The sequence below is a fragment of the Syntrophorhabdaceae bacterium genome, assembly GCA_035541755.1.
Taxonomy (GTDB): Bacteria; Desulfobacterota; Syntrophorhabdia; order Syntrophorhabdales; family Syntrophorhabdaceae; genus PNOF01.
In genome coordinates, this window is record DATKMQ010000124.1 from 1 (window position 1) to 16,310 (window position 16,310).

At 52.5% G+C, this 16,310-nt stretch carries 15 protein-coding genes; 5 read left to right on the forward strand and 10 right to left on the reverse strand.

Features of this window, described 5'->3' with window-relative positions; genetic code table 11:
- The 10 genes from VMT62_12570 to VMT62_12615 all read right to left on the reverse strand — a co-directional run.
- A partial coding sequence (locus VMT62_12570; protein HVN97254.1) for an isocitrate/isopropylmalate family dehydrogenase occupies positions 1–357 on the reverse strand: 357 nt, incomplete at its 3' end.
- Positions 358–385: 28 nt separating this feature from the next.
- Positions 386–922 (reverse strand): 3-isopropylmalate dehydratase small subunit, encoded by a 537-nt coding sequence (locus tag VMT62_12575; GenBank protein ID HVN97255.1) that lies wholly within the window; start codon positions 920–922, stop codon positions 386–388.
- Between the two features lie 10 nt (positions 923–932).
- Positions 933–2,186: a 3-isopropylmalate dehydratase large subunit gene (locus tag VMT62_12580; protein HVN97256.1), complete on the reverse strand. Its 1,254-nt coding sequence runs from the start codon at positions 2,184–2,186 to the stop codon at positions 933–935.
- A gap of 73 nt (positions 2,187–2,259) precedes the next feature.
- Complete coding sequence (locus tag VMT62_12585; GenBank protein ID HVN97257.1) at positions 2,260–3,780, reverse strand: FAD-binding protein; 1,521 nt, start codon at positions 3,778–3,780, stop codon at positions 2,260–2,262.
- Positions 3,780–4,859, reverse strand: a complete 1,080-nt coding sequence (locus VMT62_12590) for an oligopeptide/dipeptide ABC transporter ATP-binding protein (protein ID HVN97258.1) — start codon at positions 4,857–4,859, stop codon at positions 3,780–3,782. The genes VMT62_12585 and VMT62_12590 overlap by 1 nt, the downstream gene beginning before the upstream one ends.
- Positions 4,849–5,859, reverse strand: a complete 1,011-nt coding sequence (locus VMT62_12595) for an ABC transporter ATP-binding protein (protein ID HVN97259.1) — start codon at positions 5,857–5,859, stop codon at positions 4,849–4,851. The genes VMT62_12590 and VMT62_12595 overlap by 11 nt, the downstream gene beginning before the upstream one ends.
- Before the next feature lie 2 nt (positions 5,860–5,861).
- Complete coding sequence (locus VMT62_12600) at positions 5,862–6,800, reverse strand: glycyl-radical enzyme activating protein (protein ID HVN97260.1); 939 nt, start codon at positions 6,798–6,800, stop codon at positions 5,862–5,864.
- Positions 6,801–6,846: 46 nt separating this feature from the next.
- Complete coding sequence (locus VMT62_12605) at positions 6,847–7,725, reverse strand: ABC transporter permease (protein ID HVN97261.1); 879 nt, start codon at positions 7,723–7,725, stop codon at positions 6,847–6,849.
- Positions 7,726–7,730: 5 nt separating this feature from the next.
- Complete coding sequence (locus tag VMT62_12610; protein ID HVN97262.1) at positions 7,731–8,669, reverse strand: ABC transporter permease; 939 nt, start codon at positions 8,667–8,669, stop codon at positions 7,731–7,733.
- Complete coding sequence (locus VMT62_12615) at positions 8,669–9,073, reverse strand: hypothetical protein (GenBank protein ID HVN97263.1); 405 nt, start codon at positions 9,071–9,073, stop codon at positions 8,669–8,671. Before VMT62_12615 ends, VMT62_12610 begins: the two co-directional genes overlap by 1 nt.
- Positions 9,074–9,579: 506 nt before the next feature.
- On the opposite strand from VMT62_12615, the gene VMT62_12620 reads away from it, so the two are divergent.
- The 5 genes from VMT62_12620 to VMT62_12640 all read left to right on the forward strand — a co-directional run bounded on the left by VMT62_12620 (position 9,580) and on the right by VMT62_12640 (position 16,276).
- On the forward strand, positions 9,580–10,704 hold the full coding sequence (locus tag VMT62_12620) for a CapA family protein (GenBank protein ID HVN97264.1): 1,125 nt from the start codon (positions 9,580–9,582) through the stop codon (positions 10,702–10,704).
- Between the two features lie 96 nt (positions 10,705–10,800).
- Positions 10,801–12,402: an ABC transporter substrate-binding protein gene (locus VMT62_12625; protein ID HVN97265.1), complete on the forward strand. Its 1,602-nt coding sequence runs from the start codon at positions 10,801–10,803 to the stop codon at positions 12,400–12,402.
- Positions 12,403–12,585: 183 nt separating this feature from the next.
- Positions 12,586–13,362 (forward strand): GntR family transcriptional regulator, encoded by a 777-nt coding sequence (locus VMT62_12630; GenBank protein ID HVN97266.1) that lies wholly within the window; start codon positions 12,586–12,588, stop codon positions 13,360–13,362.
- Positions 13,363–13,466: 104 nt separating this feature from the next.
- Positions 13,467–15,074 (forward strand): ABC transporter substrate-binding protein, encoded by a 1,608-nt coding sequence (locus VMT62_12635; GenBank protein HVN97267.1) that lies wholly within the window; start codon positions 13,467–13,469, stop codon positions 15,072–15,074.
- Between the two features lie 71 nt (positions 15,075–15,145).
- Positions 15,146–16,276, forward strand: a complete 1,131-nt coding sequence (locus VMT62_12640; GenBank protein ID HVN97268.1) for a CapA family protein — start codon at positions 15,146–15,148, stop codon at positions 16,274–16,276.
- The last annotated feature ends 34 nt before the right edge of the window (positions 16,277–16,310 follow it).

The following is a 16,310-nucleotide window of genomic DNA, read 5'->3' on the forward strand; positions in this document are numbered from 1 at the left end:
TCCAAGGTACGCCTTACACGGGCGAAGATTGACGTAAAGATCGAAGAGTTGGCGCATACCCACGATCGGGCTCTTGTAGGCGTAACCCTTCCCCTGCAGTTCAGGATTGAGCTCCTTGCGAGCCTCATCGTTCGGCTTGGAGGTAACGGCACCGAAAAGAGCGCATGTGCATCGATTTAGGGTATCGATGGTACGTTGGGGCATGGGATTGCCTTCGCTGCACCAGAAGGTCCATCCTATGTCAGCGTGTACGTATTCGGCGTCAAGCATCAGTGCATCCAGAATTATCCGACTGGCCTCCATCACGTCCCTTCCGACGCCATCCCCGGGCATCAAAGCAATCCGATATTTGCTCACTTTTTTACTCCTTTCCAGTGATTAAGGCTTACCCATGTTTATTTGTATCTCTTACACCGCTGTTACTTTGAATCATCGAGAGTTTGTTCTTGGTGTAAGGAATAAGGCCTCCTGCATCAAGAATTGTGATTACCTGCTCCGGAAGACTAGGGAAGCGGAAAACACCCGCCTGGCAACGAATCTCTCCCGCAGCCAAGTCCACTTCGATGACTTCTCCATCCTTGATGGCGTCTACCGCCTCTGCGCACGTAAGAGCGGGCAGAGCGGAGTTGACGCAATTCCGGTAATGGATGCGCCCAAATGACTTGGCAATTATTGCGCCCACACCACTTTCCTTAAGGCACGTTACCGCCTGTTCCCTGGATGAGCCGCATCCCCAGTTCTTGCCTGCCACGATGATGTCGTTGGCCTTGACCGCATGGACAAATCCCGGATCAAGGTCTTCGAGAGCATGTGTCGCCATTTCTTTAGGTTCGGTAATCGTGTAGGTATACTTTCCTGGAAAGATAACATCAGTACTCACATCATCGCCGTATTTCCATGCTCTTCCCCGGATTGCGCTCATAAGTATCTCCTTAAAGGTCTTTTGGATGGGTAATAGCGCCGGCCACCGCTGAAGCCGCAACCACTTGCGGGCTAGCAAGGTATACCTCACTGTCTCTAGTCCCCATGCGACCCTTGAAATTCCTGTTGGCGGTGCTCACCACGACTTCACCTATCGCAGGAACACCCATATGATTCCCAAGGCAAGGTCCGCACCCCGGGCTTTCGACCATGGCGCCAGCCGCAACAAAAGTCTCTAAATATCCGGCTTTCAGCGCTTCGAGGTAAATCCTGGATGACGCGGGAATCACGACCATGCGGGTCCCGGGAGCGAGTTTTCGTCCCTTAAGTACCGTTGCGGCTGATGCAAGATCGTCGAGACGTGCATTTGTGCACGTGCCGAGGAACGCCTGATCCACATGGGTTCCAGCTACGGCTGACAGAGGTTTCACATTATCTACCGCGTGGGGACAGGAGACAAGAGGCTCCATTTGGGAGGCATCGTACTCGATAGTCCGTGCATACGCAGCGTCCGGATCGGAAAAAACGGCCTCAAAGGGACGTTTAGCCCTCTTCTTAAGATAGGCAATGGTTTTTGCATCGACTGGGATATGGCTGCTTTTTGCACCCATCTCGGCGCTCATGTTGGTGAGAACGGCGCGTTGGTCCACTTCGAGCGCCTCGATGGCCTCACCCTGCCACTCCATGCACATGTACAGGGCTCCGTCGGAGCCTATATCCCCCATCACTCTAAGAGCGAGATCCTTCGAAGTCACGCCTTCGGGTAAACGTCCTTGCACCAGGATCTTCATGCTCTCCGGGACTCGAAGCCAGAGGCTCCCCAGAGCCCATACGGACGCCATTTCTCCCCTGCCGATCCCAGTACCAAAAGCGCCAGTCACGCCGGCGTGTGGGGTGTGAGAGTCAGCTCCGAGGACGACCTCGCCTGGCAAAGCCAAGCCTTCTTCCACGAGTACGTGGTGGCAAACTCCGTAACCTACGTCGTAGAATTGCTCTATGCCCTGCTCCTTCACAAACTTCCTTGTCAGTCGATGGTTCTCAGCGTGTTCAGTGTTCGCCGCCGGGGTAGCATGGTCAAGGACTATAACGTGCATCTTTGGGTCGAAGACGCGGATCCCTCCCATCTTTTGAAAGGTGGACCAGATGGGGGCGGTATTGTCATGCGATAGCGCCACATCAGGTGTAACCTCAACAATCTGGCCCGGGACCGTCGCTTTGGCTCCAATTTTCCTCGCCAGTGTTTTTTCTGCAAACGTTAGTCCCATACGCCCTCCTTATAAGGTCCATTTCTTCCCAAGCACCTTTGCCGCCCGAAACTTCATACGCCTTTTCATGGCTTCAACGGGGCTTCTCCAGGCTCGCGTTTTCCCCGGCTATCCGGCCGAAGGCTACGCATTCTGCCAGGTTGCCGCCGCTCGAAGGGTAGAGCATGCCATAGATCGACCCCAGTTCTCCCGCACCGTACAGCCTGGGAACCGGTGAACCGTCAGACCTCAGGATCTGCGCCCTCCTGTTGCGGCGGGGACCCCCTTGAGTGTTCGGTCCTCCCGGCCACAGCGCCACGGCGTAAAAAGGGGGCGAATCGAGAGGAGCCATCGTGTGGGGTTGGCGGCTAAATTTGGTGTCCGTGCCGTTGGTGCAGGCTACGTTATACTCTGCCACCGTACCGGCCAGAGTCCCCTGTTTCATGCCAAGCTCGCGTGCCAATTCTTCTATGTTTTTCCCCTGTTTGATCCATCCTCGCCCGACTTCCTCGTCGTTGTCTGCGCTCCACCTGTAGAACTGAGCAGGACCCGCAGGACCACTCCTCCTGAGCGCGATAGGTCCGGCACCCATCCTCTTGCTGTCGAAAACCCAATAACTTGGAACCCTTGGGAAAAGGAGCTGTTGGCTGTCAAATCCCGCAAGGTCATAGTATATCGAATGACCCTTGAAGTTTTCGTTCATATATCGCCTTCCGAATCGGTCCACTACCACGTATCCTATAACACTCTTAGGACCGCTTGCGAGTTCTGCCTCCAGGACCGTCCCTCCCGGAGATCTCCAATCAACCCCGCCGAATGTGGGAGTAAATGCAGACTCAACTTGGGCAAACTTCATAACGAGGCGCGCGGAGCAGCAGTTCATGTGCCACAACTGAGCCCCGGCATCGGCCGCTATTTTCACGCCATCCCCCGTGTTCGCAGGGCTCCCGGTAAAATAACTGGGGTATACCCTAAGGTATTGGAGTTTCATTTGTTCATTGAACTCGAACCCTCCCGTGGTAAGGACCACGGCACGCCTTGCCTCCACGTTTACTGGCTTACCATCAGCCGCCCGCCGCTGCGCCCGAACCCCCATGACACCGCCCCTACCATCTAAAAGAAGGCCATGAGCGGCCAGGCCGTGTTCTACCGGAACACCTCGTAGGTCCACCTGTCGGTAAAGTTCCCGCATTAGACCTGGCCCCATACCTGGGATCTGGTACGTGTCTATTGATTCGAACCCTGGCAGGCGGTGTTCCCCGCCATGTCGAGAAAGTCTGATATCCCCTATACCCATTTTCTCGAGCCACCTTCTGTTCTCAATCGAGTAACTAGCCCATACGCTGATCACTTCGGGATCCGTCCAATAGACCTCATCGGTCACTCTGGCGAGGGCCTTCATATAGCGCTCGGACTCTTCCCTGTCACTTGGACAAATAATCTGTCCACCGGACATATAGCTTGTGGTCACCAGTTTTTCATTCTCCTGTTTTTCCAGGATAACGACTTGGGCTCCCCCGTCCCGCGCTGTGATCGCGGCAACGGCACCCGCCGCCCCATAGCCAACGACGATCACATCAGCGCTAAAATCCCAGCGGACCTTCCGCGTGAGCATTAAAACCCCTCCTGCTTGTAGTCGACTCGACCGAGAACAGGTGCTCCATCTTGTCTTATTGGCTTACCCGACGTCCCGGTTTGCATGGCCCCCTCGTAAAGGTGGCAGGCAACCACATGCGCTTGCCCGATTTCTTTCAGTGCAGGCTCGATCTCCTTACAAATAGCCATGGCCTTGGGACAGCGCGGATGGAAACGACACCCCGGCGGAGGATGGAGAGGGCTCGCAACTTCACCGGGGAGAGTCAATACCTCTGAATTTTCACTGTAATTTGGGAACGCGGCAGCAAACAAAGCTTTTGTGTAGGGATGGGCGGCATGTTCATAAAGATCCATGCTCGGTGCACTCTCTATGATCCTGCCCACATACATCACACCCACCTTGGAACTCATATGAAGGATCACCGCGAGATCGTGGGCGATGAGCAGATAAGAGAGGTCGAACTTCTGTTGCAAGCCGACTAGGAGGTTCATTACTTGCGCCCGGATAGAAACGTCGAGAGACGAAATCGGTTCATCGAGGATAATAAGCTTGGGGTTCGTTGAGAGTGCCCGTGCGATGGCGATTCTTTGCCTTTGTCCACCGCTGAATTCGTGAGGAAAAAATTTCGCGTGTTCAGGCCTCAGCCCCACCGCGGTCAGCACCTCGGCGATCCGTTCATTGACCTGTCTTCTATTCAAGCCGTGACTTACCGTGAGAGGCTCGCTGATGATGTTGCGTATCCGTAATCTCGGATTCAAAGAACCTGTGGGATCTTGTAAAACCGGCTGTATTGAAGCCCGGTAGGCTTGCCGTTCCGCGTACGAGTATTGGGCAATATTCTTGCCTTCAAAGTAAAGTGATCCGCCCGTCAACTCGTAGATAAGGAGTACAAGTTTTGCCGTCGTGCTTTTGCCACAGCCTGATTCTCCTACCAGGCCAAACGTTTCCCCGCTATGTATCGTGAAACTCACATCGTCTACAGATTTAATCCAGCCGTTGACCTTTGCAAAAAGGCCGTTCTTAAACGGGAAGTACCTTTTGATATTTCTCGCTTCGAGCAAAGGCACCCTATCGGTTTTAACTCTCTCAACCGGCATGAAAACACCTCACGGAGCGTTGACTGTCGATGACGGTTTCTTCCGGAAGCTCGTTCAAGCATCTCGTGTCGGCACGAGAACACCTGGGAGCAAAGGCACAATTCTCGGGCAAGTTAACTGGGTCGGGCGGCTGGCCTTCGATCGATCGAAGAAGGTCGCCTTTTGATCCTGGTTTTGGGACAGAATCGAGCAGGGCCATTGTATAAGGGTGGATAGGTTTTTTCGTTACGTATGTTGTAGGACCGGTTTCCACGATCCTTCCTGCGTACATGACGGCGATGCGGTCGCAAATACGCTCGACAATGCCGAAATCATGGGTGATGAAAACAATGGCGACCCCTGTTTTCCTCTGAATCTCGCCGAGAAGCTTGAGGTATTCTAATTGCGTTGTCACATCGAGGCTTGTGGTGGGCTCATCGGCAATCAACAGGTTCGCCTCACATGAAAGAGCGATTGCACCTGCCACCCTTTGCCGCATGCCCCCGCTCATCTGGTGAGGATACTCAAGAGCACGAAGTCCAGGCGAAGCAATCCTCACGAGATGCAACATCTCTATCGCCTTTTCCCACCGTTCCTTTTTGTCAATTTCTTGGCAGGTGGCAATTGCTTCGCTCACCTGGTCCCCGATTCGGAATACGGGATTGAGAGAGCTGTCCGGATTCTGCTGGATCATTGTGATTTTGTAGCCCCGTAGTCTTCTCATCTCTTCTTCACTCTTCGTCAGCAGGTCCTGGCCCTCAAAGTAAACGTGACCGCCCACGATTTTTCCAGGCGGATCCGGAACAAGTCTCAGTATCGAAAGGCCTGTTACCGTTTTACCGCAAGCTGATTCGCCAACGAGGCCGAGAATCTCGCCCTTCTTCAGGGAGAAGCTTACACCATTGACGGACTTTACGATGCCCCTGCGAAGAAAGAAATAAGTTTTCAGATCGGTAACACGCAAGAGCGCATCATTCATCTCAACCGAGGATCGTTTCTCCTTGTTCTGTATGTCGCGCACCTTCACTCCTGAATCTCGCATTCGATGTTATACTGTTTGAACACTTCGAGGATTCGGCGCATCTCGTCGTCTCCGGGCGCCGCGACGTTACCCATCTCGTATACCCTCCCCAGCATGGTGTATTTGCCTTCACCAAAACGGTGATAGGGAAGAATATCGATCCGCTTGTCGCAGTCGAGCCCGGCCACGAACCGGGCGATTGCGTCGAGATTCTTCTCAGAATCGGTCATCCCTGGGATGATCGGGGTGCGGAAGATGATGGGAAGAGACTTTGTAGCTGCAAGACGAGCGTTACGGAGGATTACTTCGTTATGCTGCTTCGTGAGCTTCTCGTGTTCGGCGCTGTCCATGACCTTCAGATCGAAAAGCACGAGATCCGTTTCGGCGAGGACTTTCTCGAGGTCTTTTTCAGTTCCATACCCGCAGGTGTCTATGGTCGTGTGGAAGCCTTCCCCGTGGCAGAGGCGGAAGAGTGCCGCAACAAAATCGGCCTGCAAGAGGCACTCACCCCCAGATGCGGTAACACCTCCTTCGGATTTCTCGTAGAAGTCCGCATCTCTTTTGATTTCATCGAAGACTTCTTCCACCGTCATGACCTGACCGTAAATCCTGAGGGCACCTGCCGTACAGGCCTGCACGCAGGTTCCGCAGGCGACGCACTTGGTTCTATCCAAAAGGTACCGGGGACCTTTTTCGCCGGGCACAAAAGTGATCGCCTGCTGGGGGCACGCCTTGGCACACTCACCGCAGGCGACGCAGAGCGACTGGCGGTGGGCTACTTCAGGGGCGCTACGCTGTGACTCGGGGTTGGAACACCAGACGCACCGCAGGGGGCATCCCTTGAAGAAAACGGTGGTCCTGATGCCGGGCCCATCCTGGATGCTGAACCGCTGAATGTTGAATATCGGGGCGCGGTGTCTCTCTTCATCCGATGTTGTCACTTTCCATCCTCCTTGTGTGCGACGGACATCGTCCGTTACTCATCATCTAGATATTCCTCAGGTTCGGGTCGAGCCTGTCCCTAAGCCAATCGCCGAAGATGTTTCCGGAGAGAACGACCAAGGTGATGGCAAGACCAGGCATGAAGGAGACCCACCAGGCGGAGACGAGGAGGTCTCTTCCATCGGCGCACATAGTTCCCCACGAGGGAGCGGGAGGCGGAACGCCAGCCCCCAGAAAACTCAACGTGGCCTCGAGGGTGATGACCGTTCCTATGTTCACGGTGGACACAATGAGCAGACTGTTTACGACGTTCGGAAAGATGTGACGAAACATGATAACGAGATTGGAACAACCGGCGGTCCGGGCCAGAGTAACGTAGTCCATTTCCCTTACTTTGAGGGCTTCTCCACGGGCCTGTCTGGCATAACGCGCCCAGTAGACAAGGATCACAACGAGCGCCACGTTGAACAGAGACGGTCCGAGCACGATGGCAAGGACCAAAGCAAAAAGAATAGTGGGAAATCCGAGCATCACGTCGATCGCCCTTGAGATAATGCTGTCAACCGTCCCTCCTTTGAAGCCTGCTATAATTCCAAGAAACGTCCCAACGCTCCCCGCTGCTATTACCCCGATAAGGGCTACCGTGAGAGAGACGCGGGCACCGAAGATAATCCGGCTCAGAATATCCCTTCCCAGCTTGTCAGTACCCAACCAGACGGTGGTGGCTCCCACGGTGGTCAGGGGTTTCATCAGCGCATGCGGCAGGTCGATCTGCTTGGGGTTACCTGGCGCCAGGAACTCCGCAAATATGGCAGCAAGAACGAAGCCGATCAATATCAGCATGGCTGGAAGAACACCGAGTTTTAGGCGCAGGGGCAATCTTCTTGGCAAACTGCACATCTTCTCTCGGACAACCGTTTCCATAACGCTCACTCTTTTACGAAACGTACCCGCGGGTCAAGGTACGAGTAAGATAAATCAATCATCAGATTGAACACGATGTAGAGGCCCACGAACAAAATAATAAGGGCCTGAATCATAGGAAAATCGCGATAGAGGACTGACTCGTAAGCGAGTCGCCCTATACCGGGCCAGGCAAAAATAGTCTCGGTTACAACAGAACCCATGAGCAGGTGGACGTAAATAATCCCACTGAAGGTAACGACCGGGATCAGGGCATTCCGTAAGGCATGCTTCCAGATCACCCGTCGATTGGGTAGTCCTTTGATGCGGGCAAGTCTGACATAGTCGCTACCAAGAACATCAAGCATTGCCGATCTGGTTAGCCTCAGAACACCTGCGGTAGAATTGTATCCAATGGTGATGGCGGGGAGAATCCAATAACGAAATCCTCCGTAACCCCCAGCGGGGAACCAGCCGGAGAGGACCGCAAAGAGCTGTATGAGCATAATACCAAGCCAGAAAGTCGGTATTGACTGGCCGAGGATCGCGAAAGCCTTCGCCAGGAAGTCCTGCCATTTGTCACGTTTTACGGCCGCCACGACGCCGAGAGGCAAAGCAATTACAAAGCTCACAACGGCTGCCGCCAGGGCGAGTTTGATTGTAGCGGGGGCTCTCTCCACGATTGAATCGGTGACCGGTTTACGATAGCGTATGGATTTGCCAAAATCACCTCGGATCGCCTTGGAAACGAAGATCAAGTATTGTACCGGCAGGGGTTTGTCAAAGCCTAATTGCTTCGCTAATGCGTCGTATTCTTGCTGTGTCGCAGTCTCCGGGAGCAACATGCTCAGAGGGTTTCCCGTGAGCCTCGCAAGACAGAAGACCACGATGGAGGCGACAAACAGAGCAATGATTCCTTGGATTAAGCGGATCGATACATACCTGCTCATGAGCGGTTTGAACACTACCGAATCGTCTTGTTATATTCGGCGCCTGGCGTAAGTACGATGTTCCAATACTCGCCCGAACCCTCTATGAAGCGATAAGTGTGGTTCAGCAGAGGCGGTATTCTCACGGCCTTGGGTGACTCGAACTGATACCAGCGATCTCCGAGCAAAACTTCCGCTTTCAGGCCGGTCAGGTCGGGTTTGTTACCTTTAAAAATGAAGAGGCTTTCGAACTCGTGATTGTGCGGCTCCACATGTGCCTCGGGCTGTTCGAGATTTTCCACCGTCCTGACGATCACATAGATGTTCCCTTCCGGATTGTTATTGTGGTCCGAAAAGACGTATCTCGTACCGGGCCCCTTGGTGTGTTTTATCAGCTCTTCTGAACTTCTCGCTACCACATCCAACAGCAATTTTTCCATTTCTTGCCTCCCTGGTGACGATCCTCATTGGGATTGCCCCGATTCGATGCCGTCGGCTCGAGAGCCAGCTGTCTTCGACTGGCGAGACCCAAGACCGAGCAGCCTCGGTCATCCAGCCTACAACTTGAAAAGTAGTATATACAACTGTAACTCTTTGTCAAGCAAAAAAAATGACAAAATTGTATGTTTCTCCACAGAGGTCCATTCTTTTATTTTCGTGTTATGTATGCCAGTGAAATCTCGGTTCATGCTTCTAAAGTAGTTATATTTATTGGATATTATCGTGACTGAATGGTAATATGCACAGAGCGCTGTTTGCATCATTTTTTTGTTGACAAATATTTTTACTTGTATATATAACTTTCCAAGTGAGATATATTGCACCAATGCAAACCAGCCATTATAGACATTTTTCCGCATTCGGAATTGTCACCACAAGAAGGCATATGTTGTAGGTAGAATGGGGCGAGATAATATGACCCAATCGGGACAAAGGAGCTTGTGCGATGGAGCAGACAAACGGGAAAAAGGATGTCGATTTCTTCGCCGTCGGGGACGTGGTGATCGCAAGAAAAGACTGGGAACAGAGTTTCGCGCGAGTAGAATCAATACTTAAAAAGGCGGACATCTGTTTCTTCAACTGCGAGACCCCTTACGGAGAATCGGGTTGCCCGGGAATGGCACCAACAGGGGCGCCGCCCCACCATCCGCGGGGGATGCCGGCCCTAGCTCAAGCTGGTTTCAACGTCTGTACGTTAGCGAATAATCATACCCTTGATTGGGGGATCGACCCTGTGGCTGAGTGCCGGGGGCGACTGCAGAAACTTGGCATAGCAGTCTGCGGTGCAGGCAAGAACATAGATGAGGCAAGGGAACCCGCCATCGTTGAGAGAAAAGGGGTAAAGATTGCATTCCTCGGCTATTGTTCAACAGGGCCCAACTTGTACCTTGCCGAGGAAAACAAACCCGGCTGCGCCATGGTCCGCATTCACACTCTCTATGAACCATATGATTTCCAGCCAGGAACGCCGTTTACCAAGGTTTTAACATGGGCTTACAAACTTGATCTGGAAGCGATGGTAGAGGATATCAGAAAAGCACGAGAGAAGGCCGATCTTGTGGTCATGACCGATCACTGGGGAGTCCACAACGTTCCCGTGATGATCCCCGACTATGGTTTTGAGGTAGGCCATGCGGCGATAGATGCCGGTGCGGATCTTGTTCTTGGCACACACCCCCACATTTTGAAAGGCATCGAGGTTTATAAGGGGAAGGTCATTGTGCACAGCCTCGGGAATTTTTGCATGGAACGGAGAGCGGCCGAAGGTGAAGACGACCAGCGAATACTAACGCTGAAATCCTTTGCTGATATGAGGAATAAGATTTACGGTCCTCTTCACCCTGATCAGGCCAAAAGCCTTATCCTGAAGTGTCACATCTCCGATGGTAGGTTCACCCGGATTTCGTACGTCCCTGTTCAGCTTGATATGACCATGGCCAACCCCGAACCGCTCGAAAAGGCTGACCCGCGGGCTCAGGCTATTTTTGCCTATATGCAGGAGATCACCAAGAAGGCTGGGCTCTCCACCGAGTACCGTTGGGATGGAGATGAAGTGGTTGTTGAAGTGTAGGGAGAAGATTATTAGTGCACAAGAGCGGGACGAATTGAGGTCAAGCGACCAAGAGGGTTGCAAACGCAAAAGAGGCAAGAAGGAGGGGCTATGCATGTGAAGCTGAGATTAAGTCTCATAGTGGTTGTCATCGCACTTCTGGTTTTTTTTGTTTCGACCGCGCTTTCTGCGACGCCCAAACCGGAGGGGACACTTGTGGTAGGACTTTTTTCCCTTGCAGAGGAGGGTTTTTTGCCGGATAGATGTAGTGGAACAGCGAGTCCCCTTTGGGAGCCCGTCTACGATTTCCTGATCTATGGAAACAGTGTCAACATGAAACCCATTCCGGGCCTGGCCGAACGTTGGGAATATTCGAAGGACTATAAAACCCTGACATTCCACCTGAGAAAGGGCGTACAGTTTCATGACGGCTGGGGTGAGCTAACCGCTGAAGATGTAAAATTCACTATAGAGCTGAACGCCCGGCCCACCTCTACCAACCTGAGAAGCTCGGACCTCAGAAAGATCGCCAGCATGGAAGTTAGAGACCGTTACACCCTAGCCCTTCATCTAAAAGAGCCCGACCCCATGTTGTGGCTGAGTTTCTCCACTGCTGACAATACGGGTCTCGGCATCCTCTGTAAGAAATATGTCGAGACCATAGGCGAGGAAAAGGCCAACAGGCAGCCTCTTGGATCGGGCCCGTATCGCTTCGTCGAGCAGAAATCCGGTGATTACGCAAAGTTTGAAGCCTATGACAGTCACTGGCTCGTGGTTCCCGAGTTCAAGTATCTGGTAATCCGGATAGTACCGGAAGAAAGCACGAGAGTTGCTATGCTCAAGACCGGGGAACTCGATATCGCCATGGAGCTCGGCATGAACAAGATACCTGAACTGGAAAAGACAGGCTTGAGAACCATTGTGCAGAGAAACACCGTGACTGACTTCATAGCCTTGGGTGGTTTGCTGATTCCCGAGGATAAGCGCTACGTTGAAGGGTATCATAGAAAAGATCCGTGGAAAGATGTTAGGGTAAGGGAGGCGATGAATATTGCCATCGACAGGGCGGCCGTCGCCAAAGATCTCTTTCACAACTTTGCAGTGCCAGCCCCTATAGCCTTGATGCTTCCCGGATGGGACAAGTTGCCACCCATTCCATACGACCCAAAAAGAGCTAAGCAATTGTTAGCCCAAGCCGGATATCCCAATGGCTTCAGCTTCAAACTTCTCACTCATGACAAGGAACCGATGCTTCCATTGCTGGCACAAGCGGTAGTAGGTTATTGGGAAGCTATTGGCCTGAGGGGAGAGATCGTCCCAGGTGATTATGCCACGTGGCGTGACACCAACAAGACTGGCAAAACTGCGGGCTGGCTCTGGACGCATACGCTTGGCGACTTTCCCGACTGGTCTGAGAGGCTTATGAGTTATGAAATGCCGAATGCATCGACGCCGCTCTGGGAGGGCGAAGAGACAAAGTCTTTGGTAAGAAAAACACTTGCTGAAATGGATTTGAAAAAAAGAGACGCCGATTTCAGGGACCTTGCGAAGGCATATCGCGCCGCATATACACACATTCCGCTCGTCTATGTGGCAAGGTTGCACAGCGTAAGCCCAAAGGTTGGCCAGTGGTCCCCGGGGCACCAACTTTACCCGAAAAATTTTGTATTTGCCCGGCATGCGAAACCGCTCAATACCCCGAGGCTTTTTACACCGTGAGCGAAAGGAGATAAAAGGCTCGTTTTGGGCAAAACCATAGAGAGAGGAGGGCTAGCTTATCGCTAGAGATAGGGTGGAAAAAACCGAACCGGCATATCTGTTTGACCCCCTGAATTTTTGTGATGAGCCACCTAGCCTCGCAAAGGAGTCGTGTGTTTCTGGAATTGAGACAAGGAGTTTAAAGTGAGTAATCTGCTGCCCATATATTACCAGATTAAACAAACGATAAAGGACTGGATCATAAGCGGAGAGTTCCAACCCGGTGAAAGAATTCCTTCCGAGAATGTTTTGGCGGAACGGTTCAAGGTCTCGAGGCCTACTCTTCGACAAGCTATTTCTCAACTTGTCCAGGAGGGCCTATTACAGAGCAAACGAGGCTATGGCAATATAGTAAGCCCAGCCGGGGATTCCAAGAACAGCCTGACTCTCGAATCAATCGGCTACGTGGCCGAGATCTTTCGCCAAGTCCAACGATCGACAACCAAATCGCTTAAGATCACACGTATTCTGCCACCGCGGATTGTTAAAGAAAGCCTCGGGATGAACTCAAGCGATGAAGAAGTAGTTCGCATCGAACGGGTCAGATTCCTTGCGGATTCCCCATCGAGTCACGTAGTGAACTATCTTCCCTTGGAGATCGGCAACAGGATTACCGAAGAGAGTTTGTTCACGAAACCCCTTGTCCAGGTGCTCGGCGACGATCTTGGTATTCCTTTCAAAGAGACGTTCCAGACGATCACGGCTACTTTTGCCAATCACGAAGTGGCTCAGGAATTGAGGATCCCGTCCGGTTCACCGATGCTGCAGATCGAAAGGATCATGTATACCCTGAGACGGAAACCGATCTTGTTTAGCCAGATTCTATACAGGGGCGATATGTTCAAGTATATTGTCCGGTTCAAGAATGTGAGGCAAAGGAACGGGAAACCGGGCGGCGGCGAAATATCTACTGTGGCGTGAGAAGCTTCAATGGGTATGCAACCAGGACGAAACGCAGCTTTACGGCCAATTGAAGGAAAAAGGTCGAGAAGCAGTAAGTGGAAAAGACACAGGAAGGAGGGGTTATGCATGCGAAGCTGAGATTAAAGGCCACATTGGTCGTCGTATTCCTGGTTCTTTTTGTTTCAACCACGTTTTCCGCGACGCCAAAGCCGGAGGGAGTGCTGACCGCAGCAATACCAACCTTGGCGGAAGAAGGTTTCCTGCCAGACAGGTGCAGTGCGACGGCAGCAGCCCTTTGGGAGTCGGTCTATGATTTTCTTATTTACGCTGATAGTAGGACCCAGAAACCCATACCGGGATTGGCTGAACGGTGGGAATATTCCAAGGACTATAAAACGTTAACATTTCACATCAGAAAAGGTATCCAGTTTCATGATGGCTGGGGTGAGGTGACAGCGGAAGACGTAAAATTTTCTATAGAGTTAAATATGCGGCCGACATCATTAAACATCGTCGGGTCCGAATTGAGGAAGATCGTAAGAACTATAGAAGTGCCGAATCGATATACGGTCGTTCTGCAATTGAGGGAGCCCGACCCCGTCCTTTGGCTCAGCTTCTGCACTGCCGATAATCCCTCGTTCCCGGTGCTCTGTAAGAAATATGTCGAAACCGTGGGTGAGGAAAAAGCGAACCGGCGACCTATTGGATCTGGTCCTTACCGTCTCGTTGAGCAGAAATCCGGCGATTACACAAAGTTTGAAGCCTACGATACCCACTGGCTTGTGGTTCCTGAATTTAAATACCTTGTGCTGCGCATCGTACCGGAAGACAGCACCAGGGTGGCGATGCTCAAAACTGGCCAAGTAGACATTGCTCATAACATCACCATAGATTTAGCCAAAGAAGTTGAAAAGGTAGGTTTTAGGGTCGTTGTGGCCCATAATGCCGAGATAGTCTTTTTACCGTTCGGAGGCATGCTCCTTCCGGAGGACAAACGGTATGTAGAGGGATATCACAGGAAGGACCCCTGGAAAGACATCCGGGTTAGAGAGGCCATGAACATTGCGCTTGACCGGAAAAGCATAATCAAGGCGGTCTACGGCGATACAGCCACAGTTGCGCCCATCTGGATACCGTTGACCGGCTGGGACAAACTTGCACCCATTCCCTACGATCCGCAGAGAGCAAAAAAGCTGCTCGCCGAGGCTGGTTACCCTTCCGGGTTCGCCTTTAAGGTGCTAACCCATCCGAAACGTCCGGAACTACCTCTCCTCGCCCAGGCTGCTGCAGGTTACTGGGACGCGATAGGGCTGAAAGCGGAAATTGTGCCGGGCGACTACGCCCAGTGGCGGGACGTAAACAAAACCGGCAAAACCGCTGGGTGGCTCTGGACCCACGTACTCGGTGATTTTCCAGACTGGTCGCAGAGGCTATCTGGCTACGACTCTCCCGGAGCCTCGACGCCCCTTTGGTCAAGTGAAGAGACCACATTGGCCATCAGGAAGGTGCAGGCCGAGATGGATCCGCGAAAGCGGGATGCCGCCCTTCGAGAGCTTGGCAAGACTTATCGCGCGCTTTACTCTCAGATTCCGCTTGCCTTTGTACCGATGTTCCACGGTGTGGGAAAAATGGTCGGCGAATGGCGTCCGGGCCATACACTCCATCCCACGAACTTTGCATTTGTCCGCCATGCGAAACCGTTGAATACCTACAGGCTTTTCACGCCATAGTGGAGCGAGTTTAGCAGGGCTAAAGAACTTATAGCTGAAAGGCTATGGACATGGAAAAGGAGCTCTAAAACATGGGTCAGAACGAGAAACGAGAAGACTGGGCGGTGCTTCACGCTGTCGGAGATATTGCCCTCGCGCGGAGCGAATGGCGCTTGTGTTTGGCAGGTGTTGAGTCCTACCTCAGAACGGCGGACATCGGCTTCTTTAACTGCGAAGTACCCTACGCGGAAACAGGTTGTCCTGGCATGTTACCGCACGGTGCCCCAGGCCATCATCCCCGCGCAATGGCGGCCCTCCCCGCAGCTGGATTTAATGTTTGTACCTTTGCAAACAATCATACCATGGACTGGGGTCTCGATGCGATCGTCGAGTGTCGGACACGACTCGAAGCGATCGGTATTGCAGTCTGCGGGGCGGGGAAGAACATTCACGAGGCCCGAAAACCCGCTGTTGTCGAGAAGAAGGGTATAAAGGTCGCCTTTCTGGGATATAACTCAGTTGGTCCGAATTGGTCACTTGCGGAAGAAAATAAACCCGGCTGTGCCATGGTCCGAGCCCACACCTTGTACGAGCCTTATGATTATCAGCCCGGTACTACAGGGGTAAGGGCCGTTACTCGAGCATACCGTGAGGACCTGGATGCAATGGTGCAGGATATCAAAAAGGCGAAAGAGCAGGCTGATCTAGTCGTTATGACGGACCACTGGGGCGTCCACCATGAGCGTGCAGTTATCCCTGACTATGTATTCGAGGTGGGTCATGCTGCTATCGATGCGGGAGCGGATCTGGTGCTCGGGACGAGTACTCATATCCTGAAGGGCGTCGAGGTGTACAAGGGAAAAATCATCGTACACAGTCTGGCCAACTTTGCCCTTGAAACGAGACATATCGCCGAGCGTGAGGGCGACCGGGTTCTGACCCTTCGATCGCTTAAGACAATGAGAGAAAAAGCCACGGGACAACGCAGCCCGGACTCAAGCAAGACTGTCATTGCAAAGTGCTTATTATCTAAAGACAAGGTAGAGCGAGTCAGTTTTGTACCGGTCATGCTCGATAGTCACTGGGCGAGCCCGGAACTCTTGTCTCCCCGTGACCAACGGGTGCTGGAAGTCTTTGACTACATGGAAGCGATTACTAGGGAGGCCGACCTACCGACCACATTTTTCCGTGACGGTAACGAATTGGTTGTGTCTTTACCATGAATAAGATGACTATACCTTGCGTGACGCTCTATAA

What these genes read in the sequence shown, in the direction of transcription:
- VMT62_12575 (HVN97255.1), bottom strand. Translation starts at nt 922, where the DNA reads ATGAGCGCAATCCGGGGAAGAGCATGGAAATACGGCGATGATGTGAGT.
- VMT62_12580 (HVN97256.1), bottom strand. Translation starts at nt 2,186, where the DNA reads ATGGGACTAACGTTTGCAGAAAAAACACTGGCGAGGAAAATTGGAGCC.
- VMT62_12585 (HVN97257.1), bottom strand. Translation starts at nt 3,780, where the DNA reads ATGCTCACGCGGAAGGTCCGCTGGGATTTTAGCGCTGATGTGATCGTC.
- VMT62_12590 (HVN97258.1), bottom strand. Translation starts at nt 4,859, where the DNA reads ATGCCGGTTGAGAGAGTTAAAACCGATAGGGTGCCTTTGCTCGAAGCG.
- VMT62_12605 (HVN97261.1), bottom strand. Translation starts at nt 7,725, where the DNA reads ATGGAAACGGTTGTCCGAGAGAAGATGTGCAGTTTGCCAAGAAGATTG.
- VMT62_12615 (HVN97263.1), bottom strand. Translation starts at nt 9,073, where the DNA reads ATGGAAAAATTGCTGTTGGATGTGGTAGCGAGAAGTTCAGAAGAGCTG.
- VMT62_12620 (HVN97264.1), top strand. Translation starts at nt 9,580, where the DNA reads ATGGAGCAGACAAACGGGAAAAAGGATGTCGATTTCTTCGCCGTCGGG.
- VMT62_12635 (HVN97267.1), top strand. Translation starts at nt 13,467, where the DNA reads ATGCATGCGAAGCTGAGATTAAAGGCCACATTGGTCGTCGTATTCCTG.
- VMT62_12640 (HVN97268.1), top strand. Translation starts at nt 15,146, where the DNA reads ATGGGTCAGAACGAGAAACGAGAAGACTGGGCGGTGCTTCACGCTGTC.